The following is a 26,976-nucleotide window of genomic DNA, read 5'->3' on the forward strand; positions in this document are numbered from 1 at the left end:
GTGCTCGACCGCGACATCATCCAGAACCGCGGCTTCCGCAACGTGCCCGGCGGCTTCGAGTTCCGCCTGCGCAACCCCAACTACCGCGGTGTGGCGGGCAGCCTGCTCGACGGCGTCGAGGTGGTGGTGGACGGGCGGAAGCGGGACCACGACGCCCCCCGGATCACCCTGCAGGGCCGTACCTTCACCCTCGACGAGCTGCGCGCGAGCACCGACGTGCGGTGGCAGCTGGACGAGACCGCGACGGTGACCGTGCCGCAGCCCGGCGGTCTGGCACCCGGTGTGCACGACATCGAGGTCGCCGTCTATCTCCGCCGGCCGTACTTCCCGCCGTTCGTCGCCCGCTCGGTGTTCCGGGCCGCTGGGAAACGGGTGATCGTTCCGGAGGTCCCGGCCGGCGGCCTGCGCTACTGCGTCTCGCTCTACAGCTACTCCGGCGACATGTACACCGCCATGACGCTGGAGGACGCCATGGCCGACATCGCCGACCTCGGCGCCACCGGCATCGAGATCCTCGGCGAAGGCAACGTCCCGGGCTACCCCTCCCCGGCCGCCGAGTGGATCGACCACTGGCACCGGCTGCTCGGCGAACACGGGCTCACCGCGACGAACTACGGCTCGTGGGTGGACACCGCGATGTGGCGCGACCGCGACCTGACCGCCAGGGAGGCGGCCGACCAGATCCGGCTGGACCTGCGGCTCGCCGCACGGCTCGGATTCTCCTCGATCCGCCCCAAGTTCGGGGTCGTCTCCGCAGAACTGGACCCGCACCCGGTCTGGCGGGAGGCGGTCGAACGCAGCCTCGACCTGGCCCAGGAGCTGGACGTCGTCCTCTGCCCGGAGATCCACAGCCCGACTCCGATCCGGCACCCGGTGACCCAGGCGTACCTGGACTTCATCGAGAAGACCGGCACCGACCACTTCAAGCTTCTGATCGACACCGGCATCTTCCAGACCGCGCCGGTTGACGACGGGCACGAGGGCATCGAGGGCAAGAAGCGGCCGGCGTTCCTGGAACCCTTGGCCGTGCCGATGGACGACCTCGTCGAGATCCTCCCGCATGTCCACTTCATCCAGGCCAAGTTCTTCGAGATCGACGACGCCCTCACCGACCTGCACGTGCCCTGGTCGCCGATCGTCGGCACGCTGCTGCGGCACGGCTGGAGCGGTTGGCTGTCCAGCGAGTACGAGGGCCGGCGAGAGCCGTACCGCGGCCGCGACCAGGTCCGCCGCCAGCATGCCCTGCTCCGCGCACTCCAGGCCTCCGAGAGCGCGCCCGGCGACGAGGAAGAAGGACGCTGATGGGCCCCCTCGACGATCAGGTTCTGCGCGACGACGCGCTCACCGCCACCCCGGACGGCCTCGACATCGCCGTCCACACGCACTGGTACCGCGCCCTGCCGCTGTCGTGCGTGGTCCGACTCGACGTGACCGTGGACGGCGCGCCGGTCGTCCCGCAGGTGACGGTCAACGGCGTGCGCCGCGCCTGGGAGGAGCTCACCGGCCTGACCCATGAGTACTGGTTCACCACCGACCCGCTGATCCTGCACGTTCCCGGGGATGCGGGCGAGCACCGCATCGGGCTCGAACTGGGCCTGTCCATCCCCTACATCCTCACCGGCCCCGACCGGCAGCCGCTGCTGTCCACCAGCCGCACCGACCGCACCCTCGCAGCGAGGCGACCGTGACCGACACCGCCATCGGGCTTCCCCGCCTCGGCACCACCCTCTTCAGCCTCACACTGGAACAGCGGCGGCCCGGCACGGACGTGATCACGCTGATCCGCGACGTCGCGGCCCGCGGGCTGGGCCCCGGGCTGGAGATCGTCGCCTTCCAGAGCCTGCGCGGCTGGCCGCGTCCCGACGAGGAACTCGTCCGCACGGTACGCGGCGCGCTCGACGACACCGGGCTCGTCCCGTCCTGCCTGGCGATCAATCTGGATCTCGCGCTCCGCCCCGGCCGACTGCTCGGCGACGACGAGGCGTACGACTACCTCGCCGTGCAACTGCGCGGCGCCGCGGCGCTGGGGTTCCCTGTGGTCCGCGTCGGCGCCGAATGCGGTCCGGCTGTGCTCGCCCGGCTCCTGCCACTGGCGGAGAAGCTGCGGATCCGGATCGGCGTGGAGATCCACAGCCCGCTCACCCTGGACGCGCCTCCGGTCGCGGCCCTCAAGGAGTTCTTCACCCGCCTCGAGACCGAATGGCTCGGGTTCATCCCGGACTTCAGCGCCAGCATGCGCGCCCTCCCCGACGCGGTGGCCGACGCCCACCGGGAGGCCGGCATCGCACCGGCGCTGACCGGACTGGCCGAGCAGGCGTGGGCCGAAGCGGGGCCGGCCATCGCCAAGTTCGGTGACCTGGAGCAGCGCGCCGCCGCCCTCGGCGCCCGCCCCGACCAGGTCGGCCACCTGAAGATGCTGCTCACCATGCACGGCCGGATGCAGCCGGACCGATGGGCGGACTTCTTCCCGCACGTCGTCCATGTGCACGGCAAGTTCTACGGCATCACCGACGGCGAGGATCCGTCGATCGACTACCCGGCCGTGCTCGCGGTGCTGCGCGAGCAGCGGTACACCGGCTTCATCTCCAGCGAATACGAGGCCCACGCCTATACCGCCCGCCACAACGCCTTCGACCAGGTCGCCGCCCACCAGCGGATGTGCAAGAGCATTCTGGAGGCGCTGTGAGCGGCTACGACGTCGTGATCGTCGGCTCCGGACCGGTCGGCACCGCCATCGCGCGAGAGCTCACCGACCTGGAGCCGTCGCTGCGGTTGCTCGTGTTGGACGCCGGCCCGGTGCTCGGGCCCGAGGCCGGCGGGCACGTCAAGAACATCGCGGACCCCTCGACCCGCGCGTCGGCGGTGGCCGCGGTGACGGGAAGGCGCACTCCGGCAGGTGCGACGCCACCGCGGCCCGGCACCGCCTTGATCGGCACGCCCGCCATGCCGAACGCGGCCGTCTCCACCAACGTCGGCGGGATGGGCGCGCACTGGACCTGCGCGTGCCCCCGCCCCGGCGACGACGAGATCCCCGACTTCCTGGACCCGGCCGCGTTCGACGCCGCCCTCGCCCGCGCCGAGCAGCTCCTGCACGTCACGACGCACGCCTTCGACCGGGCACCGCTGACCCCGATGGTGCAGAAGGTGCTCGGCGAGCGGCTCGACCGGCCCGGCGTCCGCCCGGTCGGCCCCATGCCGATGGCGGTGACCGTGGGCGCCGACGGTTCGCCGCACTGGACCGGTCCCGCCGTCATCGCCGGCGACCTGTGGCGGCGCCCCGGGGTGACGCTGGCCCCCGGGACGCTGGCACGGCGGGTGCTGGTCGAGGACCGCCGCCGCGCCACCGGCGTCCAGACGGTCGACATCGCCACCGGCTCCGTGCGGCGGGTCACGGCACGGGCGGTCGTCGTGGCCGGCGATGCTCTGCGCACTCCGCGGCTGTTGTGGGCCTCCGGCATCCGTCCCGCCGCACTCGGCCGCTACCTGAACGACCAGCCGCAGGTCATGGCAGCCGCGCTACTGGACAAACCCGGCATCCTCCAGACCTCGGCTCCTGGCACGGCCATCGTCCCCCTCTCGGGGGTCTCCTGGGTGCCCTACGCCGCCGACCGGCCGTTCCACGGGCAGGTCATGCAGCTCGACGCCTCACCGGTGCCCCTCGACCCCGGTACCACCGTCCGGCCCGGGCAGGTCGTCGGCCTCGGCTGGTTCTGCCGCAAGGAACTCTCCGCCGACGACCGGGTCTGGTTCGACGAAGGTGAGCTCGACGAGCACGGCATGCCCGCTATCCGCATCGAGTACCGCCTGACGGCTGCCGACCGCTCCGCCGTCGCGGCGGCCACCGCCGAGATCAAAGCGGCCGCGAAGGCGCTCGGCCGGCCGCTCGACGATCCGTTCGTCATGCCCGCGGGCAGTTCCCTGCACTACCAGGGGACCACGCGAATGGGACCGGCGGACGACGGCACCAGCGTCTGCGACGCCACCGGCCGGGTCTGGGGCACGGACAACCTCTACGTCGGAGGCAACAACGTCATCCCCACCGCCACCGCGTGCAACCCGACCTTGACCGCTGTCGCGTTCGGCGTACTGAGCGCCCGCGCGCTTCAGGCCGGGCTCCGTGCCAAGGAGGAGAACGCGTGACGAGAGTCCTCATCGTGGGCAGCGGACCCACCGGTGCCGCCTACGCCCGCGTGCTGACCGAGGCGCTGCCGTCCATCCAGGTGGTCATGGTGGACGCCGGGCCGATCCTGACCGACCCGCCCGGCATGAACATCAAGAACATTCCCGAGCCCGGCGGGCAGGCCGCGGCGCGCGACGCCTCCCAGGGGACCGCGGGCCTGCCCGGCGTGGCAGGCGTGCCCGGCGGCACCGTCGCCGAAGGGACCGTCACCGCCAGGCATGGAACGCACCTCATCGGGCGCCCGGCGAAAGGCTCCGGCGGCATGCCCGCGGCTGCCGTCTCCACCTGCGTGGGCGGGCAGGGCGCACACTGGACCTGCGCCACTCCCCGGCCCACCGGTACCGAGCGCGTCGCCTTCATAGATCCCGCCGAGTGGGAGGAGCACGTCGCCGACGCCGAGCGGCTGCTGCACACCACCCACTCCGCGTTCACCGAATCACCGCAGGCCGACGCCGCGCTCGCGCTACTCGCGGACGCGTTTCCGGACGTTCCGGTAAGGCGTCTGCCGATCGCGGCGGATCCGAAGCCCGACGGCATGCTGCGGTGGGCCGGCACCGACGTGGTGCTTCCCCGCCCGGGCCGATTCCTTCTCCGCCCGCGGACCCTGTGCACGCGGCTGCTGGTGTCGGGCAACCGGGTGACCGGCGCTGTCCTGCGCGACCAGGAGACCGGTGCCTCGGAACGGCTGGAGGCGGACGCCGTGGTGGTCGCCGCCGACGCTCTCCGCACCCCGCAACTGCTGTGGGCTTCGGGCATCCGTCCCCCCGCGCTGGGCCGCTACCTCACCGAGCATCCGCTGCTCTTCGGCGTGGTCGCGGTGCGGCCCGGAACCCTGCCCGCCGTGCGGGCCCGGTCCCTCGACCCGATCACCACGGCAGTCAACCTCGGGTACAGCGACACCGCCCATCCGTTCCACGCCCAGCTGATGTTCACACCGACCTGTCCGGTGCCACTCCCACCCGACCACCCGCAGGCCGACAATCCGGCGGGCTACATCGGCATGGGCTGGGGCGTGCGCAAGTGGCCCCGGTCATCCGACCGCGTCACCTTCGACGACGGCGCACCGGACGACACCGGCCTGCCCGCCATCCGCATCGCCTACGAACTCACCGAACGAGAGGAAGCGGAGCTGGACCGGGCGCGGTCCGTCGCGCTCCGTGCCGCGGCGCTCTTCGGCGACTTCCTGCCGGGAATGCCGCGTGCGATGCCTGCGGGCAGTTCGCTCCATTACATGGGGACGTTCAGGATGGGCCCTGCCGACGACGGAACCAGCGTCTGCGACACCTACTCGCGCCTCTGGGGCACGGACGGCCTGGTCCTTGCCGGCAACGGTCTGATCCCCACCGCCAACGCCTGCAACCCCACCCTGACCAGCGTCGCCCTGGCCGCCAGAGGTGCGGCGGCGCTTGCCGCCCGCCTTCGTATGGGGACCCCGATCCGTCCGTAAGCCGATACGCGGGTCAGTGGGGACTTCTGAGGGTTCAGCATGAGGACGGCACGGCCACCGCGGATCGGAGGTCCTGGAGACCCAGGTGATCACAGCGGTGGCCGCCCGTCGTCAGGGCTCGCCGGGGGCCTGTCCCAGGCGATGGCGAAGCGCTATGAGGTCGGTTCGAAGACTATCCGGCGGTAGTCGCTGAGGTTGTGCTCGCCGTTGTCCTTCACCTCCAGGATCACGTGGAAGATCTTTCCGGCGGAATCGGACGGCACGTTGATCGTGGCGGTGCTTGAAGAGCTGTTGGAGATGTTGACCGTTCCGGGGTAGGTGCCGGCGTCGGACTGGATCCACCAGCTGTAGGTGAGGTTGTTCCCGTCAGGGTCGGTCGTCTTGGAGGCGTCCAGCGTGACCGCGGTGCCCTGGCGGGGAGTCTTCTTCAGGACGCTGACGCCGTTGTCGCCGTCAAGGACGATGACGGGGTTCCGGTTGCCGGAACCGGACTGCGCCCAGTCCATCCGCGCCGCGAAGTTGTTGTAGGAGGCCGAGTAGAAGCGGTTGTTGTACGTCCCGCAGGTACTGGAATCCGTCCAGACGTTGTTCGAGTCTCCCTTGTACGTTCCGCCCCAGCTGGCCTGGTTGGGATGGTCCGGGTCGTTGAGGCCGGTGGGCGTGACGTAGAGGAAGGACGGGGTGTCGCCCTCTACGCCGTAGACGTACTTGGGGTATTGCCTGCCGAGGTTTCCGTGGCCCTGGATATCGGTCGCGTACTGGTTCCAGTTCGCTTTGCCGGTTCCGTTCTGGAACTTCCAGGCGCATTCGTCCCAGATGAAGAGGAGGTTGCCTCCCGAGACGCTGCGCATCCACTGGTGCGAGCTGTAGCTGAGCGGCTGGGAGGAGTCCCTGTCCTGGTCGGTGATGGTGTACACGCGGAGCTTGCGGAGGAACGCGTCCAGTTGCGCCTGCGTCCGGTCCTGCTTCACGCGCCAGATGGACTGGGCGACCGTGTTCCCGCCGCCCCAGACGGTGACGTAGAGCGGACGGGCGTCGTTCTCGTCCGCCAGCTTGATGATCTCGTTGCTGCCGGGGGAGTCGTTGGAGGCGCCCAGGAACTGGACACCCCGGTTCCGGCTTCCGGTCATGACCCGGCTCCTCAGGTACTGGGCGCTCGGCCAGTACCCGATCTCCTGCCTGCTCTCGTCGGCTGCGAAGCCCACCTGGTTCGAGCGCTTCATCAGGTTGGGCAGGTCCTTCTCGTACGCGTTGATCGTGTCGTTGATGATGCTGATGAAGCCGCTCTTGGTGGGGTCGTTGAGGGTGTCGATGCTCCAGCCGGTCGTCAGGACGATGCTCTCGATCTCATACATGTCCGCATGGGCGAGGAGCCGCGTCAGCGACTCGTGGTCATCCGGCTCCCAGGTGGAGATGTCCGTCAGCACGACCACGCGCGGCTTGAGGGACGTCGCCTTGCTGACGGAGATCGTCTTTTTGGCGGAGCCGGTGTGGCCGTCGTTGTCGGTGACGGTCACCGTGACGGTGTAGCTGCCTTCGCCGGCGTACTTGTGGGTGGCGGTCCGGGTACCGGCGGTGGCGCCGTCCCCGAAGTCGATCTTGTAGGCGCTGATGGTGCCGTCGGGGTCGAAGGAGCCGGACGCATCGACGGTGACGGTCTCTCCGGGCTTGGGGAACTCGGGGGAGACGGTGAACGCGGAGACGGGGTCGCCGGAGTAGACCTTGACCGTCTGGCTCTGGCTTCCGCTCTTGCCGTCGTTGTCGGTGACGGTCAGTGTGACCTTGTAGTCGCCGGCGGCGGTGTAGGTGTGGGTGGCCTTCTGCCCGGTGCCGGTGGTGCCGTCTCCGAAGTTCCAGGCGTAGGCGGTGATGGTGCCGTCAGCGTCGCTGGAGGTCGAACCGTCGAAGGTGACGGTCTCGTGCGGGACGGGCTTGGCGGGGGTGTAGGTGAAGGCTGCCGCCGGCCCGGCGAGAGACACCTTGATGGCGTTGACTTTGGCGTTCTCGACGTTGGAGATGAATTTGAGGTCGAGTGCTCCGTCGGTGACGGTGACGGGGGTTTGGGTGGTGTAGGCGGTGTTGGCTCCTGCTTTGGCGTAGATGTCGAGGTCGGTGATGCGTTCGGTGCCCTCCATTTGGACGTCGAAGCTGCGTTTTCCTGTTTGTGTGTGGTAGGTCTCGGCGAAGTAGAGGGTGACCAGGTATGCGGCGTTGGGGACGGTGGCTTTGTAGGTGAAGTTTCCGTATCTTTCGGTTTGGTAGAGGGGGTCGTCGGTGGTTGCGGCGATGGGGTTGGTGGTGGTGTAGGTGGTTCCTCCGGTGAAGCCGGTGTCGGCGGTGAATGTGGTGCCGTCGGAGGCGGTGTAGGCGTTTCCGCCGGCGTTGACGGCGAAGACGGTGCCGTCGTTGTGCGGGGGTGTGGAGGTTCCGGAGAAGGTGAGCCAGTCGAGGTTGAGGTTGCCGTTGACGAAGACGAGTTTGACGTCCTGGACGCCGTTTTGGGCGGGCAGGGTGAGGGATTTGGTCTGGTAGGTGTCCCAGCCTCCGGTGCCGCCGATGGTGAGGGTGGCGGTGTTGGTTCCGCCGATCCAGACCTGGACTTTGGTGTCGCCGCCGCCGTTGGCGGCGTTCAGTTGGACGGTGTCGGTGCCGGTGTGCAGGTCCACGCCGTTGTACTGGACCCAGGCGTTGGCTCCGACATAGCACAGCACCCCGTTGCAGGTCTGCAGCGAGCCACCCGAACCGGTGTAGCTCTCCGCCTCGATCCTCGTCCACCCATCTATGGTGGCCGCGGCCGAGGCCCGCGGAACGGAACTGACACATTGCAGCAGCAGGAGCATCGTTGTCACGGCTGCAGTGCACAGGACCATGAACGGCCTATGCCTTCTTGACGACATTAGAATCCTTTCCTCTTTGAGGACGAGAAACTCGAAACCGCTCTAGCTATGGAGCGGACCTGCCGATATGGCCGCCTCCCGTCACGGGAAGGGCCTGAAGGCGTCGCCTTTCAACGCCTTCAGGCCCCCGGATCTGGTGGAACTACGCCCTTGTGTCAGCCCACACTCATGGGAGGTTCCAGTCCGCGCGTTCGGCGAAGGACGACTGGAAGTCGGCGCGCCACCTGGAGATGGTTCCTCCGCCGGGCCCGTCGACCCAGTGGTTGGTCGATCCGTCGCGCTTGTACTGGCCGCCCCAGCTGGGCTGCGTGGGGTCTTCGGGGTTGTTGATCCCGCGGTTCGCGCTGAGCAGGTGAAGGAACGACGGCGAATCGCCCTCCTGGACCCCTGTGATGCAGCATCCTCTCGGCGGGTACACGGCCCCGAGAGGCCCGTGGTTGTTGCGGATGTTCGCGTCGAGCCACGCCAGGTTGCACAGCGAGGTGTCGCCGCTGTTGCAGAACATCCCGCCGTAGGTGGTGTTCGAGTGGATGATGAACAGGTTCGGGAAGTTCTGCTTCATCCAGTCGATCGTGTCGTCCTGGTGCGCGATGGCGAAAATGCGCATCTTGCTGAGGAAGCGGTCCAACTCGGCCTGGCTGCGCGTGTTCTTCACCTTCCAGATCGCCTGCGCCACCTGGCTGTTGTCGCCCCAGATGGAGAACCACACCGGCCGCGAATCGGCCTTGTCGACGATGCTGATGACCGCGTCCGAGGCGTCGCTGTCCTTGCCGGCCCCGATGTTGTTGCCGGTCGATCCGCCCCAGGTGCCGTTGCGGCCCTGGTGGACGATCGAACGCAGGTAGTCGGGGCTGGGGTAGTCGGGGTCGTGCTTCTTGAGGTTCTGGTACACCAGGGCGTACTTGTCGATCGCGGCCAGCATGTTCTGCTTGTTGGCGACGTTGCGCGTGGTGGCGGCCGTGGCCAGCATTCCCTCGATGTCGAACTCGTTGCTGTACATGAGGAAGCGGACCATCGACTGGACGTCGTCCGGGTCGCTGTTCGCTCCGTCCAGCGTCGGGAAGTCCGACGAGACGACGATCCGGTACTTCTGCTTCTGGGATACGGAGATCGTCTTCTTGGCGGTGCTGGTGCGGCCGTCGTTGTCGGTGACGGTCACCGTGACGGTGTAGCCGCCTTCGCCGGTGTACTTGTGGGTGGCGGTCGCGGTGTTCGCGGTGGCGCCGTCCCCGAAGTCGATCTTGTAGGCGGTGATGGTGCCGTTGGGGTCGAAGGAGCCGGACGCGTCGACGGTGACGGTCTCTCCGGGCTTGGGCCGTTCGGGGGAGACGGTGAAGGCGGCGACGGGGTCCTCGGCGGGTCCGGCCGTGGTCACCTTGATGGCGTTGACCTTGGCGTTCTCGACGTTGGAGATGAATTTGAGGTCGAGTGCTCCGTCGGTGACGGTGACGGGGGTTTGGGTGGTGTAGGCGGTGTTGGCTCCTGCTTTGGCGTAGATGTCGAGGTCGGTGATGCGTTCGGTGCCCTCCATTTGGACGTCGAAGCTGCGTTTTCCTGTTTGTGTGTGGTAGGTCTCGGCGAAGTAGAGGGTGACCAGGTATGCGGTGTTGGGGACGGTGGCTTTGTAGGTGAAGTTTCCGTATCTTTCGGTTTGGTAGAGGGGGTCGTCGGTGGTTGCGGCGATGGGGTTGGTGGTGGTGTAGGTGGTTCCTCCGGTGAAGCCGGTGTCGGCGGTGAATGTGGTGCCGTCGGAGGCGGTGTAGGCGTTTCCGCCGGCGTTGACGGCGAAGACGGTGCCGTCGTTGTGCGGGGGTGTGGAGGTTCCGGAGAAGGTGAGCCAGTCGAGGTTGAGGTTGCCGTTGACGAAGACGAGTTTGACGTCCTGGACGCCGTTTTGGGCGGGCAGGGTGAGGGATTTGGTCTGGTAGGTGTCCCAGCCTCCGGTGCCGCCGATGGTGAGGGTGGCGGTGTTGGTTCCGCCGATCCAGACCTGGACTTTGGTGTCGCCGCCGCCGTTGGCGGCGTTCAGTTGGATGGTGTCGGTGCCGGTGTGCAGGTCCACGCCGTTGTACTGGACCCAGGCGTTGGCTCCGACGTAGCACAGCACCCCGTTGCAGGTCTGCAGCGAGCCACCCGAACTCGTGTAGCTCTCCGCCTCGATCCTCGACCAGCCGTCCGTGGAGGCCGCCGCCTCCACAGCTCCCATGCCTTGCAGCAGCAGAAGCAGTGCTGTGGCGACCGCGGTGCACAGCACCGCGAACGGCCTATGCCTCGTTGACAACATTCGAACCCTTTCCTCGCACTCCAGACGGCACACGTGATGCGACTCAGCCTGCGATCGGCATCCGCACACCATCCGGCGATTGAACCCTTGGAAGTAACCCTTTCGACGGATGCGGCCGCTGAAGGACAGCGCTTCCTATATCGATTGCAGGCTTTATTGCCATGGTCGTTGTAAAGCGAGTGACGCGCCGCAGGACGCCGCGCCTGCTCACCGGATGTCTCGGCGGGCCGACTATCTCCAGTTGGCTGGATTGCCCGTGATGATTACACAGGCGACTGGTGTCGACAAGTTGTATTCAGCCTTGAATATACATTCACTCAACTTTCGCGACGAGCTCGTTCCGCGATGTACCTCTCGTCTACTGTGGTCCCGCGCAGCGGCTGACGATGCCGGGGACGTCGGCCGCGGTGTCCGGCTTGTAGCTGTACGGAGGGTCGGTGAACGGGGTGACGCCCCCTCCGGTGCCGCCGGCTCCGCTGTCCCGCTTGCCGCTGGTGTTGTCGTAGGCGTTGCCGCGGGCCGTGATGTACGACGGGCGGTCGTACATGAACTGGTGGGGGTTGTGCGTGCCCTTGAAGTAGTTGTTCTCGATCAGGACCGAAGCGAGCGCGCCCACGCCGACGGCGTACGTGTTGCCGGTGGCCGTGTAGTAGTTGTTGTAGACGTGCCCCTTGCCGAAGAGCATCCGCGGCATTCGCTGGTCGACCAGGTCGGCGAACCAGTTGTGGTGGAAGGTGGCGTTCTCCTTGCCCGCGTCCGTGGAGTCGTGGTCGGCGCCGGCGCTGATCAGGCTGGCGAAGCGGTGCGAGTTGTTGCGGTCGGTGTACCAGAACTTCACCCAGGACACCGTGAGGAAGTCCGAGCCCTTGGTGAGGTCCAGGAGGCCGTCGCCCGCGTCCTGGACGTTCAGGTGGTCGAACCAGAGGTGGTCCGAGCCGCGCGCCGCGAGCGTGTCGGCGGGGTAGCGGCCGTACCCGGCGCCGCGGATGTTCAGGTTGCGGACGATGATGTTGCCGTTGCCGGACTCGATGTTGAGCCCGCCCTGGATGGTGGCGTTCTTGTCGGCGCCGACCAGGGTCTTGTTGCTCGCGATGTTCACGGCGCTGGTGCCGGTGTTGATCGTTCCGGAGATCCGGAGGACGCGTGCCGTGGAGTCTCCCGCGTACTTCTGCAGGTCCCCCAGCGTTGTGATGGTCTGCGGGGTCGCGTCGCCTCCGCCGGTCGTCGTGTTGCGGCCGGCCCCCGCGACGGCCGCCCAGCCGTGGAGGGCGGTGTCGCAGGTACCTGAGCCGGGGGGCGGGGTGTCGGTCGGCGTGGGAGTGGGGGAGCCGGGGGCGGTGGATCCGGTGCAGGCCGTGCCGTTGAGGGTGAAGGACGAGGGCTTGGGGTTCGGGCCGGACGAGAGGCCGTTGAATCCGATCTCGACGGAGCCGCCGGAGGCGATCGCGGCGTTCCAGTCCATGCTCTTGGCGGTGACGTTCCGCCCGCTCTGGCTCCAGGCGGCAGACCAGCCGTTGCTCACCTTCTGGCCGGAATCGGGGAAGGTGAAGCCCAGCGTCCATCCGTTGACCGCGTCACCGAGATTCTTGATGCTGACGCCGGCGGTGAAGCCGCCGTCCCAGTCGCTGGTCGTGTAGGTCACCGCGCAGCCGGCGGCCGCCTGCGCCTGGATCGCGGACACTCCGGTGACGAGGCCGCCTGCGATCAGCGGTACTGCGGCGAGGGCGACGCGGCGCTGCCGGGAGCGAGCGGCTCCAGGCCGGACGAGTCTCATGAGACCTGCTCCTTCCCGCCACGGCCGTGGGGTGGCTCGTGACTTGCCTGCCCGCCTCGGGGGAGGCGCTCAGTGCCTGGTCCCAGGAGGGGACCGCCGAGATCGTCCCTCCGGGAAATGCCTGCCGCAATGGCCTCTTTCATAATGTTTCACATATGAATATTCATTCAAGCATCATGGGCGCGGGACACCGTTCGTCACGCCCACTCAGGCGTGAATGGACATTCAGCTAGCATGAGATCGCGGGTGTTGTCCGGCGCCCCGCCCCCGGTCCGCAGAGGAGTCTCGTGCCCAGCGATCGCAGGCGAGAGCCCGCCATCGGCGGTGTGGCGACCACGCAGCTACGACTGCTGACCAAGGTCGCCCGCATGTACCACGAACACGGCATGCGGCAGCCCCGGATAGCCGAGCAGCTGCACATCTCCCAGCCCCGCGTCTCGCGGCTGCTGAAGCAGGCCGCGGAGCTGGGCATCGTCCGCACCACGGTGGTCACCCCGGCCGGCGTCCACGCCGAGCTGGAGGAGCAGATCGAGCAGCGCTTCGGCCTGCGCGACGTGGTCGTGGCCGACCCCGGCCAGTCCTCGCCCAGCGAACGCTCCACGCTGCAGGCCATCGGCGCCGCCGCCGCCGTGTACCTGGAGACGACGCTGACCGGCGGCGACCGCATCGGCATCTCGTCGTGGAGCTCGACGCTGCTGGCCACCGTCGACGCCATGCACCCCCGGCCGACCCCGGTCGCCGAGCAGGTGGTCCAGGTCATCGGGGGAGTCGGCAACAGCACCTCGCAGGTCTACGCCACCCGGCTCGCCGACCGGCTGGCCATCCTCACCGGGGCCGAGGCGGTCTTCCTGCCCGCCCCCGGCCTGGCCTCCTCGCTGGAGGCCCGTGACGTGCTGATGGCCGACCCGCACATCAGCGAGGTCCTCGCCACGTACGGCGGCCTGACGACGCTGCTCGCCGGCGTGGGCAGCCTCGAACCCTCGCCGCTCCTGGTGGAGAGCGGGAACGCCATCGCCGACGCCGAGCAGGACGCGCTGCGCGAGCTCGGCGCGGTCGGCGACATCTGCCTGCGCTTCTTCGACGAGGAGGGCGAGGTCGTCAAGTCCGAGCTGGACGACCGGGTCCTGGGCATCGACGCCGCCACGCTGCGCTCGATCCCGCGCGTGGTCGCGATCGCCGGAGGCGCCCGCAAGTACACGGCGATCCGCGCCGCGCTGCGCGGCGGCTGGGTGGACGTCCTGGTGACCGACCTGGACGTCGCGCGACGCCTCGCCCAGGAGCCTGCCGGTCAGTAGCCGCGCTCCGGCCCCTCGGTCTGGGCGCTCAGGAGCGCGCGCTTTGCGATCCGCTGGGCGGCGAGGGCGTCCTGCCGGGCCTGGGCTTCGGCGAGGGCCTCGGTGTCGAGGACCTGCAAGGCGCGCCAGATCGTGCGCATCATCTCGATGCCCGCGCGGGCGGCCTCCACGGCGTTCTCCCGGAACGGGAACTGGTCGAGCTGCCACACGCCCTGCCAGTCGGCCTGGGTGAGGGCGTGGAAGAACTCGAGCGTTTCGACGAGGTGGACGGAGCCGACGACCATGTCGTCGTCCCAGCCGCGGAAGTTGTCGTTGACGTCGATGGCGTAGAGCCGGTCCCGCGCCATGATCATCTGGGCGGCCTCGGCGGGCGACTCCAGCCCGTACAGCGAGTGGCCGAAGTCCAGCAGGATCCCGACGTTGGGCACGTCCATCTCCTCGATCGCCAGCAGTGTCCGGGCGGCGGAGGAGAAGGTCATGCGATTGCGGGGTTCGCGGGGCTTGTACTCGATCGCGAAGCGTAGGTCGGGGTGGCGCTGGGCGAGCTCGCGGACCGCGTCGATCGACATGGCCCACAGCGCCTTGTAGTCGGCCTGGAACGGGTAGTCCCAGCCGTCCTGGCCCGGCCAGAGCTTGACGTAGTCGCCGCCGAGCCGGCGGGTGAGGTCGGCAGCGTCGCTGACCAGCTCGATGGCCTGGCGGCGGACCTCCGGGTCGGGGTTGGTGAAGCCGCCCCGGCAGAACGTCCGCGTGTAGATCTCCGGGGTCAGGGCGATGGCGCGCAGGCCGTTGGCCTTGAGCGCGTCCTCGACGGCGGCGATGTCCAGCTCGGCGGGGTTGAACGGGTAGTTGATGTCGACGACCGAGAGGTCTCCGACGTCCCCCGCCCGGTCGATGGCCTCCAGGGTGGAGACGGGCGGCCCGTACCCGTCGGTGGCGTAGCGGTCGCGGAACTGCCCGAAGTGCCAGAGGCCGGCGCCGTAGAGGGGTTCGGGCTTCGGCTGGTTCGTCATTGAGAGCCTCCTGAGGGTGGGACGTCGGCGTCCGCCGACGGAGCGGTGGCGCGTGCGCGGGACACCGCCTGGTGCCATGCGGAGCGCATGCGCCGGCGATCATCGGCCCCGGTACGGGGGGAGAAGACGCGGGCGGGTCGGTCGATTTCCTCCAGCCGGCCTCGGGTCCACAGGCCGCAGGCGAGACCGGCCATGTGCGCCGCCCCGATCGGCGAGAGGTCGCTGACCAGGGACTGGTGGACCTGCCGTCCGCCGATGTCGGCCTGGATCTGCATGAGGGTCGCATTGGCGGCGGCGCCGCCGTCGGCCAGGAGGGTCTCGTGCGGGCCGGCCGCGGCGACGACGTCCTCGACCTGGAACGCGGTCGACTCCAGGGCGGCGCGGGCGAGCTGGGGGAGCCCGGTCGCCAGCGTCATGCCGACCAGCGTGGCCTGGGCGGTGGAGTCCCACCAGGGGGCGGCCAGGCCGCCGAACGCGGGGACGAGATGCACGCCGTCGCTGCTCGCCCCGTCGGCGAGGTCGGCGAGTTCCGCGGGCGTGCGGCCGACGGTGTCGGCGAGCCACCGCAGCGTGGCCCCGGTCGAGAGGATGTTGCCCTCCACCGCGTGCGCGATCGTGCCCTCGCCGGGACCGGAGCCGAGACCGGTGGACCAGGCGATGGTGAGGCACAGCCCGGCGCCGACGGCGGTGGTGTCGGAGTGCAGGGCCATCACCGACGAGCCGGTGCCGTAGGTCGCCTTGACCCGGCCGGGCAGCCAGCCGGCGTGGGCGAACAGGGCGGCGTGGGAGTCGCCGAGGACGGCGGCCACCGGGACGCCGTCCGGCAGGGGCGGCAGGCCGCGGGCGGAGGGGAACGGTCCGGTGGACGCGACGAGGCGGGGCAGCACCTCCGGCGGGATGTCGAAGAGCTCCAGCAGCCGCTGGTCCCACCGTCCGGTGCGGACGTCGAGCAGCTGCGTGCGCGACGCGTTGCCGATCTCTATGACGTGCTCGCCGCCGAACCGGCTCAGCAGCCAGGAGTCGATGGTGCCGAGGCACAGGTCGCCGCGCAGGGAGCGGCTCCGGTCGGGGTCGGCGTGGTCGAGCAGCCAGGCCCCCTTGGTCGCGGAGAACATCGGGTCCAAGGGCAGCCCGGTGACCTCCCAGACCTTCTCCCCATATCCGGCGGTGAGCAGGTTCGCGCAGCGTGCCGCGGTGCGCCGGTCCTGCCAGCTGAGGACGGGGGTGACCGGGTCGCCGGTGTGCCGGTCCCACAGCAGCATCGACTCGCGCTGGTTGCTGATGCCGACCGCGGCGACGCGGGCGGGATCGTACCCGTCCAGGCAGCGGCGGGTCGCGGTCCGCACGCTGGTCCAGATCTCGTCCGGTGACTGCTCGACCCAGCCCGGACGGGGATGACTCCGCCCCAGCGGATGGGACGCGCGGGCCAGCACGCGGCCCTGCCGGTCGACCAGGAGCGCCTTGGTGGAGCTCGTCCCCTGGTCGAGGGCGAGGATCACCTCATCGCCGCTCATCGCCGGCCAGCTGCCGGGCCGCGGCGGCGATCCCGTCCGCGGTGAGGCCGAAGTGGGTCAGCAGGAACTCGGTGCTCCCGGTCGGTGCGAAGGTGCGCGGCACGCCGAGGATCTTCATCGGGGTGGGCCGCCGCTGGCTGAGCAGGCCGGACACCGCGGCGCCCAGGCCGCCGGTCACGGTGGCCTCCTCGACCGTGATGACCCCGCGGGTCTCCGCGGCGGCCCGCAGCACCGCCGCCTCGTCGAGCGGTTCGATCGAGGCCATGTTGATCACGCGCACCGCGATCCCCTCCTCCTTCAGCCGCGCCGCCGCGTCGAGCGCCCGCGACACCATCGTCCCCACGGCGATGACCGTCAGATCGTCGCCGTCGGCGAGCTGCCGCGACAAGCCCGGTGAGAAGCTGATGGTGTCCGGGTGCACGGCGGGGACGGCGAACCGGCCGATCCGCAGGAAACTGGGGCCCTCGTGGGAGGCCGCCCAGCGCAGCGCGGCGCGGGTCTCGGCGGGGTCGGCCGGGACGATCACCGGCAGGTCGGCGACCGCCCGGATCCATGACAGGTCCTCGATGGAGTGGTGTGTGGGCCCCAGCTCCCCGTACGCCATCCCAGGGCTCTGCCCGCACAGCACGACCCGGGCCCGGCTGTAGGCGATGTCGGCCTTGATCTGCTCCAGCGCGCGGCCGGTCAGGAACGGCGCGGCCGCGCTGACGAAGGGCAGCATGCCGCCGTTGGCGAGACCGGCGGCGACGCCGACGAGGTCCTGCTCGGCGATGCCGACGTTGATCAGCCGGTCGGGGAACTCCTCGCGGAACCGCACCAGGTTGCTGGAGCCGACCGAGTCGTTGCAGACCACGACGACGCGCTCGTCGCCCGCGGCCAGTTCGGCGAGCTCATCGGCGAAGGCCTTCCTGCAGTCGAACAGCGGCGCCGCGGCGACGGTGTCGGTCATCGCGCGAGCTCCTCGAACGCCGAGGCGGCCTGCTCCGCCGAGGGGACCTTGTGATGCCATTCGACGCGGTCTTCCATGAATGACACGCCTTTGCCTTTCGTGGTGTGGGCGATGACGCAGACCGGCCGGTCGCCTGCGGGCTCGGTGAAGGCGGCCAGCAGGCGGCCGTGGTCGTGGCCGTCGCATTCGCGGACGTCCCAGCCGAAGCTGCGCCACTTGTCGGCCAGCGGTTCGAGCTGCTTGGTCTCCTCGGTGCGGGCGCCCTGCTGGAGCCTGTTGCGGTCCACGACGGCGGTGAGGGCCGACAGCCCGTGGTGGCCGGCGGTCATCGCCGCCTCCCAGTTGCTGCCCTCCTGCAGTTCGCCGTCGCCCAGAACCACGAAGGTCCGGCTGCGGGAACCGCGAAGCCTGTGCGCCAGCGCCACGCCGACCGCGACCGGGAAGCCGTGGCCGAGGGGACCGGTGTTGGTCTCCACGCCCGGCACCTTGGTGCGGTTGGGATGGCCGTTGAGCGGCGACAGCGGTCCTGCGAAGGTCTCCAGGGCCGACCGGGGGAAGAACCCGAACTGGGCCAGGACCGCGTAGAGCGCTCCGGCGGTGTGCCCCTTGCTGAGGATGAGCCGGTCCCGGTCGGGGGCGAGCGGAGCGCGCGGATCGACCGACAGCACGGCCCCGTAGAGCGTGACCAGGATGTCGATGACCGAGAAGTCGCTGCCGATGTGGCCGAGCCCCGCCCGGCGGATCATGGCGAGGTCGGTCCGGCGGACCTCGCGGGCGATGTCGGCGAGCGCCGCCGCCGCGTCGGCCGCGCTGCCTTCGGCGAGCCGCCGCCGCAGCCGCAGGTAGTGGTCGGCTTGGGGGTCGTCGGTGGTCAGCATGTGGTCCCTTTCCCACCCGTTCAGGCACCGCGCCGGAGGGAGCCCCGTGGAGCCGCTCTCAAGCCCCGGGGCCGGCGCTCTCAGCGAGCTCGGGCACCTGCTCCTCGATGAGGAGGAATATTTATTCGTAAGCGATTAGCAATACCGTATGGGGGGCTGATCGGGCGTGTCAATGGCGGCGGCCAGCCACAGGGCGGTCTGGTAGTCGGTGATCAGGACGTTGACCCAGCCGCCCAGGAGGGCGGCCCTGATCGCGGTGCGCTTGCGTTCCCCGCCCGCCAGGCCGATCCGGCGCGGCACCCGGCGCAGTGTGCCGGGGGCGATCCCGAGGATCCGCTCGTCGAGGCTCGTCCGCAGGTGCCTGCCGTGCTCGTCGAAGAACCGCAGGCAGACGTCGCCGACGGCGCCGGCCGCGCGGAGCTCGGGCAGCTCGCTCTCGGCGAAGGCGTTGCCGCTGTCGCGCAGCAGCGGCGAAGGAGTGAGGCTCCCGATGCCCACCAGGGCCATGGTGAGGTCGTCGCAGGCCGCCAGCGCCGACTCGATGTTGGGATCGGTGACGATCACCTGCCGCATGGATCCGGACCCCAGCAGGCCCGGGGCGGGCAGGAACACCGGATCCGCACCGGTCAGCTGGGCCAGCCGCCCGGTGATCCGGGTGGCCCGCGCCTGCGCGGTGACGTTGCCCACCCCGCCGAGCATCTGGACCACCCTGCCCGCGTCCGCCGCCGGACGGGGGCTCATCGACTCCACCGCCGCCAGCAGCGTCGAGCTCCAGGAGGACACCCCGATGCGCTCGCCGCCCATCAGGGTGGTCTCCAGGTACGCGGCCGCGGCCGAACCGAGCGCGGGCAGCACGTGCGGCTCGTCCGCCTGGTCGCCTGTGTCCACGACGACGACCTCGCTGAGCCCGTAGCCCTGTTCGAGCCGCTCCTCGACATCGGCGTGGACGCCGCGGGGGGTGACGACCGTCGTTCGGACGATGCCGAGCTGGGCCGCCCGCTTGAGAAGCCGCGACACCCGGGGCTGGGAGATGTGCAGCTGCTCGGCGATCTGCGGCTGGCGCATCCCGCGCTCGTGGTACATCCGCGCGACCTTGGTCAGCAGCCGGATCTGGTCCGGCGGGATGTCGCTCAGGGGCAGCGCCCCGGGACTGTTCATGATGCTCGGCGCCTCTCTGTCCACACCCTCGGCCGACCGGCGCCGCCGCAGTCCCCGCGGTCGCGGCGCTCGATGGGCCCGGACGCCCGGTCCCGGCCGCGCCTCCACCGGGCGGATCGCGCCCATGGCGACGCGGCGAGGACCGTGCCGAGGCAGAGAATAGCCATTCAAGTGCGTTTGCCTAGTCGCCCCCTGGTGGTCGCCGGGTGATCCGGAGGCGACCTCGAATGCCGCGTGGAGGGTTCAGGGCGTCGCTGTGCCGCGTCCGCTCCCGCGGTGACGTCGCGTCTGACCTGCTCGCCTGAGATCGGGTCGTGATCCCCGGAGTTATTGACACCGGATTTGGGCTGCGTTAGCTTGCCGCATAGACAACAGTTCATGAATATAAATTCAACGTCGAGGTGGTGCCATGGCTCACGCAGCGAGTGCCCGGCACGGGAGACGAGCCCGCGGGCTGCTGGTTCCCGGGGCCGTCCTGCTCGCCCTCTCGCTGGCCGGCTGCTCAGGCGTCCCCGGCGTCTACGTGGTCGAGAAGGCAGGCCATGCGAGTTCCGGCCCGGGCGGCGGCGAGAAGTTCAACGCGACCGCATTCGCCGAGCAGGTCTGGGCCTCGAAGGTCGTGCCGACCGCGCAGAAGGACGCCCAGGACGCCGCGACCCTGCTGCCCGCCCTGCGCGCTGACCAGAAGGGGGCCAGCGCCCGGTACGGCAAGCAGGCCGGCGCCGGTTCGCCCTACTCGTTCCTGGTCAGGGGAACCGGCACGGTCAAGGACGTGACCAGCGGCAACGCCGTGGGCAGCATGCGACTCGACATCCCGGGCGCCGGGAAGACCGACGTGAACCTCGCGATCGGCCCCGCCTTCGTGGGCACCGCCGTCCGCGACGCCGTCGGCTTCATCGGCTTCGGCCAGTTCAACAACCAGATCGACTACGCCGACGCGGCCGCCGCGCTCAACAACAAGGTCAAGACGACCGTCGTCCGCGACTTGGATCCGGCCTCGGCCAAGGGCAAGAAGGTCACCTTCACGGGTGCGTTCCAACTCGTGGCCCCCTCCAGCGTCATGATCACCCCCATCACGCTGGAGGTGGCCCCGTGACGGAGCCGACCCCTCCGGCCGAAGCCCGGCCGAAGGACCCGGACGACCCGGCTGCCGCACCACCGGTCCTGGTGGCCGAGGACATCACCAAGAGCTACGGCGGCGTGCAAGCGCTGCGCGGCGTCACCTTCCGGGCCCGTACCGGGGCGGTGAACGTCCTGGTAGGGGAGAACGGCGCGGGCAAGTCGACGCTGATGAAGATCCTCAGCGGGGCGGAGCAGCCGACCGGCGGCCGGATCCTGCTCGACGGTGAGGCGGTGGAGTTCCCCACGCCCCGCGCCGCGCTCGAGCACGGGATCGGGATCATCCACCAGGAACTCAGCCTGTTCCCCAACCTCAGCATCACCGACAACATCTTCGCCGGGCGTGAACTCCACAACCGTGCGCACCTGACGGGCGTCGCCGAGCAGCGCCGCCAGGCCAAGGCCGCACTCAAGCGGCTGCGGCAGGACATCGACCCCGACACCCAGGTCGGGGACCTGCCGATCGGCACGCAGCAACTCGTCGAGATCGCGCGGGTGCTGTCCCAGGACGTGCGGATCCTCATCATGGACGAGCCGACCTCCGCGCTGAGCAACGCCGAGGTCGACGTGCTGTTCGAGGTGATGGACGACCTGCGGGCGCAGAACGTCACCGTCATCTACATCTCCCACAAGCTGGAGGAGTTCCGCCGGATCGGCGACCACGTCACCGTGCTGCGCGAAGGGGCGTTGGTGGCCGAGGCGCCCATGAGCCGGACCGACACGGGCTGGATCGTCCAGCAGATGGTCGGCCGCTCGCAGGACAGCCTTTTCACCCGCTCAGCAGGCCAGACCGGGGACGTGCTGCTCGACGTCGAGCACCTCACGGTGCCCGGCAAGCCCGCGCCGCCGGTCGACGACGTGGGCTTCCACGTCCGGGCCGGGGAGATCGTCGGGATCTACGGGCTCATGGGGGCGGGGCGCACCGAGTTGATGGAAGCCCTGATCGGCCTGCGGCACCACACCGGGACGATCAGCGTGGCCGGGCGGCGGGCCGACGACAGGCGCGTCCCGGGCCGGCTGGCGCTGGGCCTGGCGCTCGTCCCCGAGGACCGCCAGCGCGACGGGCTCGTCCAGGCGCTGTCGGTCCGCGCGAACCTCCTGCTCTCCACATTGAGGACGCTCACCAGATACCGCCTGCTGTCGCCGGTGCGCGAACGCCGTGCGGCCGCCGGACAGGTCGCGGACCTGCAGATCAAGGTGCCGGGAGTCGACGCCCAGGTCACCCAGCTCAGCGGCGGCAACCAGCAGAAGGTGGTCCTCGGCCGCGCGCTGCGGACGGGCCCCAAGGTCCTGCTGCTGGACGAGCCGACCCGCGGCATCGACATCGGCGCCAAGACCGAGATCTTCCGCGTCATGAGCGACCTGGCGGACCAGGGGCTCGGCGTCCTGTTCGTCAGCTCGGAACTGGCGGAGGTGATGGGCATGTCCGACCGGATCCTCGTCATGGCACGCGGGCGCATCACCGCCGACCTGCCGCGCGCCGAGGCGACCGAGGAACGCCTCGTCAACGCGTCCGCATCAACGACCGTCATGAAGGTGAGCCCATGAGCACCAGCACCGGAAGCGACGTCCAGGGCAGCGTGGCCGCCGGGCCGGGCGCCCCGGCCGGCGGGGGAGGCCGCGGGACCCGGCTGGCGCTGGCCCTCCTGCAGGGCAGGACGCTCATCGTCCTGGTCGCCCTCGTGATCATGTTCAGTCTGATCTCCCGCGACTACCTGACCACGAGCAACCTGCTGCTGATGAGCAAGCACGTGTCCATCACCGCGCTGCTGGCCATCGGCGTCACCTTCGTCATCCTCACCGGCGGCATCGACCTGTCGGTCGGATCCATCGCCGGCCTCGCCGGAATGATCTCCGGGGGACTGCTCTACGAGGGCCTGAAGCTGCCCGGCGGCGACACGGTCTGGTTCTCCACCGTCATGGTCGTCGCGATCGGGATCCTCGTCGGAGCCGCCGTCGGGGCCGTCAACGGCCTGCTGGTCACCAGACTCAACGTCGCCCCGTTCATCGCCACCCTCGGCGTCCTGTACGCCGCGCGCGGGCTGGCCGACCTGCGCAGCAACGGCGGCACCTTCCCCAACCTCGCCGGGACGCCCGCGCGGCACAACACCGGCTTCGACGTCATGGGCGGCCAGAGCCTGCTCGGAGTCCCCGTCGCCATCTGGATCATGGTCGTGGTGGCGGCGCTGGCGATCCTCCTCACCACCCGCACGCCGTTCGGCCGCCGCGTCTACGCCGTCGGAGGCAACGAGCGCGCCGCCGAACTGGCCGGCATCCGCACCGCCCGCGTCAAGCTCGCCGTCTACGTCATCTCCGGCGCGTGCGCAGCGCTCGCCGGGCTCATCCTCACCTCCGAACTCGGCGCCGCCTACCCCGACACGGCGACGACCTACGAGCTCAACGCCATCGCGGCGGCCGTCCTCGGCGGCACCTCGCTGTCGGGCGGCAAGGGCACCATCGTCGGCACGATCGTCGGCGCCTTCGTCATCGGCTTCCTGAGCGACGGGCTCGTCCTGGTCGGCGTCTCGACCTTCTGGCAGCTCGTCGTCAAGGGCACCGTCATCGTGCTCGCCGTCGTCCTGGAGCAGACCCAGGAGCGCGTCAAGGCGCGCATGGCCGCCTAACAGCCTTTCCGCACGACCTTTCCAAACCACCCCTGGAGCCGTACGGCCCGAAAGGACGTCCACGATGCACCGCTTCATCAGCCGTTCCCTTGCCGGAGTGACCGCCGTGACCATCGCCGCGATGAGCCTCACCGCATGCGGCGACGACTCCAAGCCCGCCGCGGGCAAGGACGGCGGGTCCAAGCTGATCGTGATCATCACGCCCTCGCCCGACAACGTGTTCTTCAAGGCCGAGCAGCAGGCGGCCGACGCCGAGGCCAAGAAGCTCGGCTACACCACGCTCGTCCTCAGCCACGACGACGACCCGACCAAGCAGAGCCAGGAGATCGACACCGCCATCTCCCGGAAGGCGGCGGCCATCATCCTCGACAACGCGGGCGCCGACTCCACCGTCACCGCCCTGCAGAAGGCCGCGAAGGCGGGCATCCCCAGCTTCCTGATCGACCGCGAGATCAACCAGACCGGCATCGCGAAGGCACAGATCGTCTCCAACAACTCCCAGGGCGCCACGCTCGGCGGGCAGGAGTTCGCCAAGGCGATGGACCAGTCCGGCGAGTACTTCGAGCTCACCGGCAAGGAGACCGACACCAACGCCGGCGTCCGCTCCAAGGGCTACCACTCCGTCCTGGACCAGTTCCCCAAGATGAAGATGGTCGCCCAGCAGAGCGCCAACTGGGACCAGACCGAGGCGCTGCAGAAGGTCCAGACCATGCTGCAGGCCCACCCCAAGGTCAAGGGCATCATCGCGGGCAACGACACGATGGCGCTGGGCGCCTGGGCCGCCCTGCAGGCCGCCAAGAAGACCGACGTGATCGTCACCGGCTTCGACGGCAGCCCCGACGTGGTCTCGTCCGTCCTCAAGGGCGGCGTGCGGGCCACCGTCCTGCAGCCCGCCGCGAAGATCTCCCAGATGGCCGTCGACCAGGCCGACAAGTACATCAAGACCGGCTCGACCGGCCAGCCGGAGAAGCAGTCCGTCGACTGCGTCCTGGTCAACAAGGACAACGCCGCCAAGGTCAGCAACTTCTCCCTCGGCTCATGACCCGGCACTGAACGTCGGTGGAAGCCGGGTCCGGGAAGGTCCTGGACCCGGCTTCCGCTCGTCCCAGGCTAGAGCAGGAGGTGTTCGCCGGAGAAGTAGCGGATCTCCAGGGTGAAGTGGGCGATGCGCCAGCCTTCGGGGGTGCGGCGGAGCTTCCACTGGTGCCATCCGGCCCCATCGGCGTGTCGTCGCGGGTCGTTCGCGTCGAGCAGGTGCGCGGCGAAGAAGCAGGACCGCGCTTCGGCCGTATCCCCGTCCAATGTGATCGCGTGGTTGGTGCTGAGGTGGTGGGTGCCGGCGTATCGGCCGAGGTTGGCCGCGACGAACTCGGCCATGCCCTCGCGTCCGCGGTGGGTGATGCTCTGGGCGATGAGCGGTGAGACGGTGAGCACGCCGTCCTCGGTGAAGTCGGCCGCGTAGCCCTGCCAGTCCCGGTCGTCGAGCGCGCGGGCGAAGTCGATGAGCAGGTCGCCGATCGCCGCCCGGTCGACCAGCCATTGGAGCCTGCTCGCCGAACCGGTCGGCGGGTTCGCTGGTGGCATGTCGCAGGATCTTCCTTCCGATCGGGCGGAGCCGGGGGCGCGGGGATCGCGGAGCGGTCAACCGCCGAGCGTCCGGCGGACGACCGTTTCGGCCGCGGCCGCGGCGGCCGTGGAACCGAGGGAGACATGGTGCTTCAGGCGCTGCCCCCGCCTCGGGCCGAGCGGGTCCGCCTGGTTGGTCCGGACGTTGATACCGAGCTGGCCGGTCGTCATGTCGGCGAGGACGGACTGCATCTGGGAGGACGAGTTGTTGAACGAGTAGATCGAATCCAAGAGCATGTGCATCCCGTTCTCCGGGCCGAGGCTGTCCGCCAGGAGCTCGCGGGCGATTTCCTCCATCACCTTGCCCAATGCTTTGTCGAACTTCAATTTGGGGTAGATGGAACGCACTGATCCTTCGATGTTCCCCATCGACTTGCCGATCAGAGAGACGAGCGGGCTGACCTGGATTCCGCGTTCGGTGGAGTAGCGGGCAAGCGACATCAGGGCGACTCCGAGGTTCAACTCCTCCAGGGAGGCGTTCGCCCAGTAGGGAATGGTGTTCGACACGTCGTTGGCGAAACGGGTGCTGTTGCTCCAAGGCGTGAGCGAGCCCAGTTTGATCCAGTCTCTCGCCAGGGCCGCCCCGTCGCCGCGTGCCATCCCGACCAGGCCCTTGAGCAGGGTCAGGCTCGCGTTTCTGTCGATCTTTCCGTACATCCCCCAGTCGATCACGTGCGCCTTCCCGTCCTGGTCGATGAGGATGTTCCCCGGGTGGGGGTCGGCGTGGAAGGCGCGGTCGACGAAGTAGCCGCGGAACATGAATCCCATCAACTGGTAAGCGATCTTCTTGCGCTGCTTGTCCGACAGCTGGTCGTCCTTCACCCGGTTGATCGGCGTGCCATCGACGAAGGTCTGGACCAGCACGCGGGGCGTCGCCTCGATGACCTTGGGGACCTTGACCTGCTTGAAATGCCGCGCGGCCTTGCGCGCGTCCTTCATGTTGCGGGCCTCGCGCGTGAAGTCCACCTCGGCCTCCATGGCGGTGAACACCACTTCCATCATCGACTTGACGTCGATGACCTCGCACATGTGCGGGGCCGCCCGGTGCAGGAGACCGGCGATCCTTCGCAGCACGGCCATGTCGCCCAGCATGGCCGCGGAGGTTCCGGGGCGCTGCACTTTCAGCACGCAGGGTCGGCCGTCGGTCCAGACGGCGCGGTAGACCTGGGCGACGGAGGCGGCGCCCAGCGGCCGTTCGGTGTTGATCTCCTGGAAGTTGGAGCGCCAGTGTCCGCCCAGTTCGGCTTCGATGACGGGTTCGAAGACCCGGAAGGGGTCGATGCGTGCCTGGTCGTTGAGGTTGGCGAACTCGTCCATCAGGTACTGGGGCATGATGTCGGGCCTGGTCGCCAGTATCTGCCCGAGCTTGATGTAGATCGGGCCCAGGTCCTCCAGCATCGCCCGCAGCGCCCTCGCCCGCTCCTGCCTGCGCAGGCCGTCGGCGGAGACCTGCGACCGGGCCAGCCGCGCCTGGAGGCTGCGGGTCGCCTCGTGGGCGGCCGCTCGTGAAGCGATCTTGATGGTGCGGCTGGCCCTGCCTGCGGGCACGCGTGCTCCCTACCCGCCGACGCGATCGGCCGACGGCACAGTGTTCGGCTCCGGCTACTTCTTCATGTCGGCGATCTGCTGGCTGAGCACGCTGATCTGACCGGCGAGCTCGCGGATATCCCGCTCGTTGCGCTTGGCGCGCTTCTTTCCGCTCTTCTTCTTTTTCTTCACGCCGAGACTCTTCCGCACGGCCTTGGCGTGGCGGTTGCCGGCCTTTTCGGAGCGTCTTATCATGTCGTCGAAGACGGATCTTCTTGCCACGACGCCACCTTTCCCACGTGGTCGGGCCCCGGCTCCGAATCCGCGGAGATCGCCGATTGACGCGTCTTTTTCCGGGGGAGCCTTGTCGGATGCGAGTATGCATCGGGTAGCCCGCCGACTGTCAACACCCCCGCGGGAGCTTCCCGCATACTTCGAACAGGATCGCGTTTGGACAAGCTCACCTCGTCTCATATGGTGCGTTTTAGCTCTTATTTACGGACAATGCGACGGGTCACACACTGTTGTCCGACCAGAAAGGCGCTCATGGGCGGTTTGGATAGGGCGTTCCGGGCCGGCGCCGCCGCGAGGTCCGTGTACAACTGGTGGACGCTCGGCAGGGGCGGCCACGAGGTGGTCGCCGCCGCGCCCGTGGCCTGTCCGGTGAACGCGGCGGACAGAGCGGCGGCCG

21 protein-coding genes are annotated in these 26,976 nt (G+C 69.2%); 10 read left to right on the forward strand and 11 right to left on the reverse strand.

Going from position 1 to position 26,976, the window contains the following annotated elements:
• The 5 genes from K4S16_RS00685 to K4S16_RS00700 are packed head-to-tail and all read left to right on the forward strand — an operon-like array spanning position 1 to position 5,627.
• Positions 1 to 1,302, forward strand: a complete 1,302-nt coding sequence (locus K4S16_RS00685; protein WP_200841604.1) for a DUF6379 domain-containing protein — start codon at positions 1 to 3, stop codon at positions 1,300 to 1,302.
• Positions 1,302 to 1,688, forward strand: coding sequence for a DUF6379 domain-containing protein (locus K4S16_RS00690; protein WP_149256833.1), 387 nt, complete (start codon positions 1,302 to 1,304; stop codon positions 1,686 to 1,688). The genes K4S16_RS00685 and K4S16_RS00690 overlap by 1 nt, the downstream gene beginning before the upstream one ends.
• Positions 1,685 to 2,686, forward strand: a complete 1,002-nt coding sequence (locus K4S16_RS44835) for a sugar phosphate isomerase/epimerase (protein WP_200841605.1) — start codon at positions 1,685 to 1,687, stop codon at positions 2,684 to 2,686. The genes K4S16_RS00690 and K4S16_RS44835 overlap by 4 nt, the downstream gene beginning before the upstream one ends.
• Positions 2,683 to 4,140 carry a GMC oxidoreductase gene (locus K4S16_RS00695; RefSeq protein WP_200841606.1) on the forward strand — a complete coding sequence of 486 codons (1,458 nt, stop codon included), beginning with the start codon at positions 2,683 to 2,685 and terminating at the stop codon, positions 4,138 to 4,140. The genes K4S16_RS44835 and K4S16_RS00695 overlap by 4 nt, the downstream gene beginning before the upstream one ends.
• On the forward strand, positions 4,137 to 5,627 hold the full coding sequence (locus tag K4S16_RS00700; protein ID WP_200841607.1) for a GMC oxidoreductase: 1,491 nt from the start codon (positions 4,137 to 4,139) through the stop codon (positions 5,625 to 5,627). The genes K4S16_RS00695 and K4S16_RS00700 overlap by 4 nt, the downstream gene beginning before the upstream one ends.
• Before the next feature lie 152 nt (positions 5,628 to 5,779).
• On the opposite strand, the gene K4S16_RS00705 is transcribed toward K4S16_RS00700, so the two are convergent.
• From K4S16_RS00705 to K4S16_RS00715, 3 genes are all read right to left on the reverse strand, one after another.
• The gene (locus K4S16_RS00705; RefSeq protein ID WP_235036489.1) at positions 5,780 to 8,467 is read right to left on the reverse strand and encodes a nucleoside hydrolase-like domain-containing protein; all 2,688 of its coding nucleotides are present in this window, start codon (positions 8,465 to 8,467) and stop codon (positions 5,780 to 5,782) included.
• 223 nt (positions 8,468 to 8,690) lie between these two features.
• Positions 8,691 to 10,730 (reverse strand): nucleoside hydrolase-like domain-containing protein, encoded by a 2,040-nt coding sequence (locus tag K4S16_RS46340; RefSeq protein WP_160160827.1) that lies wholly within the window; start codon positions 10,728 to 10,730, stop codon positions 8,691 to 8,693.
• A gap of 436 nt (positions 10,731 to 11,166) precedes the next feature.
• Positions 11,167 to 12,582 carry a cellulose binding domain-containing protein gene (locus K4S16_RS00715; protein WP_149256837.1) on the reverse strand — a complete coding sequence of 472 codons (1,416 nt, stop codon included), beginning with the start codon at positions 12,580 to 12,582 and terminating at the stop codon, positions 11,167 to 11,169.
• A gap of 287 nt (positions 12,583 to 12,869) precedes the next feature.
• On the opposite strand from K4S16_RS00715, the gene K4S16_RS00720 reads away from it, so the two are divergent.
• On the forward strand, positions 12,870 to 13,877 hold the full coding sequence (locus tag K4S16_RS00720; protein WP_235036481.1) for a sugar-binding transcriptional regulator: 1,008 nt from the start codon (positions 12,870 to 12,872) through the stop codon (positions 13,875 to 13,877).
• On the opposite strand, the gene K4S16_RS00725 is transcribed toward K4S16_RS00720, so the two are convergent.
• The 5 genes from K4S16_RS00725 to K4S16_RS00745 form a co-directional block, all read right to left on the reverse strand.
• Positions 13,871 to 14,890 (reverse strand): sugar phosphate isomerase/epimerase, encoded by a 1,020-nt coding sequence (locus tag K4S16_RS00725; RefSeq protein ID WP_149256838.1) that lies wholly within the window; start codon positions 14,888 to 14,890, stop codon positions 13,871 to 13,873. The genes K4S16_RS00720 and K4S16_RS00725 overlap by 7 nt on opposite strands.
• Positions 14,887 to 16,404 carry an FGGY family carbohydrate kinase gene (locus K4S16_RS00730; RefSeq protein ID WP_149256839.1) on the reverse strand — a complete coding sequence of 506 codons (1,518 nt, stop codon included), beginning with the start codon at positions 16,402 to 16,404 and terminating at the stop codon, positions 14,887 to 14,889. The genes K4S16_RS00725 and K4S16_RS00730 overlap by 4 nt, the downstream gene beginning before the upstream one ends.
• Positions 16,391 to 17,353, reverse strand: a complete 963-nt coding sequence (locus tag K4S16_RS00735) for a transketolase family protein (protein WP_149256840.1) — start codon at positions 17,351 to 17,353, stop codon at positions 16,391 to 16,393. The genes K4S16_RS00730 and K4S16_RS00735 overlap by 14 nt, the downstream gene beginning before the upstream one ends.
• On the reverse strand, positions 17,350 to 18,231 hold the full coding sequence (locus tag K4S16_RS00740; RefSeq protein ID WP_149256841.1) for a transketolase: 882 nt from the start codon (positions 18,229 to 18,231) through the stop codon (positions 17,350 to 17,352). The genes K4S16_RS00735 and K4S16_RS00740 overlap by 4 nt, the downstream gene beginning before the upstream one ends.
• 135 nt (positions 18,232 to 18,366) lie before the next feature.
• A complete protein-coding gene (locus K4S16_RS00745; protein WP_149256842.1) occupies positions 18,367 to 19,389 on the reverse strand; it encodes a sugar-binding transcriptional regulator in 1,023 nt (340 codons plus the stop codon).
• A 409-nt stretch (positions 19,390 to 19,798) separates the two neighbouring features.
• On the opposite strand from K4S16_RS00745, the gene K4S16_RS00750 reads away from it, so the two are divergent.
• From K4S16_RS00750 to K4S16_RS00765, 4 genes are all read left to right on the forward strand, one after another.
• Positions 19,799 to 20,485, forward strand: coding sequence for a DUF2291 family protein (locus K4S16_RS00750; RefSeq protein ID WP_149256843.1), 687 nt, complete (start codon positions 19,799 to 19,801; stop codon positions 20,483 to 20,485).
• The gene (locus K4S16_RS00755; RefSeq protein ID WP_149256844.1) at positions 20,482 to 22,056 is read left to right on the forward strand and encodes a sugar ABC transporter ATP-binding protein; all 1,575 of its coding nucleotides are present in this window, start codon (positions 20,482 to 20,484) and stop codon (positions 22,054 to 22,056) included. Before K4S16_RS00750 ends, K4S16_RS00755 begins: the two co-directional genes overlap by 4 nt.
• Entirely contained in the window at positions 22,053 to 23,132 is a 1,080-nt protein-coding gene (locus tag K4S16_RS00760; protein WP_149256845.1) for an ABC transporter permease, read from the forward strand. Before K4S16_RS00755 ends, K4S16_RS00760 begins: the two co-directional genes overlap by 4 nt.
• A gap of 97 nt (positions 23,133 to 23,229) precedes the next feature.
• Positions 23,230 to 24,174: a D-ribose ABC transporter substrate-binding protein gene (locus K4S16_RS00765; protein ID WP_200841608.1), complete on the forward strand. Its 945-nt coding sequence runs from the start codon at positions 23,230 to 23,232 to the stop codon at positions 24,172 to 24,174.
• 68 nt (positions 24,175 to 24,242) lie between these two features.
• Here K4S16_RS00765 and K4S16_RS00770 read toward each other — a convergent pair whose 3' ends face one another.
• Genes K4S16_RS00770 through K4S16_RS00780 form a run of 3 tightly spaced genes read right to left on the reverse strand, consistent with a single transcriptional unit; the run spans position 24,243 to position 26,567 of the window.
• Positions 24,243 to 24,716: a nuclear transport factor 2 family protein gene (locus K4S16_RS00770; RefSeq protein WP_149256847.1), complete on the reverse strand. Its 474-nt coding sequence runs from the start codon at positions 24,714 to 24,716 to the stop codon at positions 24,243 to 24,245.
• Between the two features lie 57 nt (positions 24,717 to 24,773).
• Positions 24,774 to 26,306 (reverse strand): AarF/ABC1/UbiB kinase family protein, encoded by a 1,533-nt coding sequence (locus tag K4S16_RS00775; RefSeq protein WP_149256848.1) that lies wholly within the window; start codon positions 26,304 to 26,306, stop codon positions 24,774 to 24,776.
• A 54-nt stretch (positions 26,307 to 26,360) separates the two neighbouring features.
• Positions 26,361 to 26,567: a hypothetical protein gene (locus K4S16_RS00780; RefSeq protein ID WP_149256849.1), complete on the reverse strand. Its 207-nt coding sequence runs from the start codon at positions 26,565 to 26,567 to the stop codon at positions 26,361 to 26,363.
• Positions 26,568 to 26,976 lie beyond the last annotated feature (409 nt).

The sequence above is a fragment of the Actinomadura sp. K4S16 genome, from assembly GCF_008327685.1.
GTDB lineage: Bacteria > Actinomycetota > Actinomycetes > Streptosporangiales > Streptosporangiaceae > Spirillospora.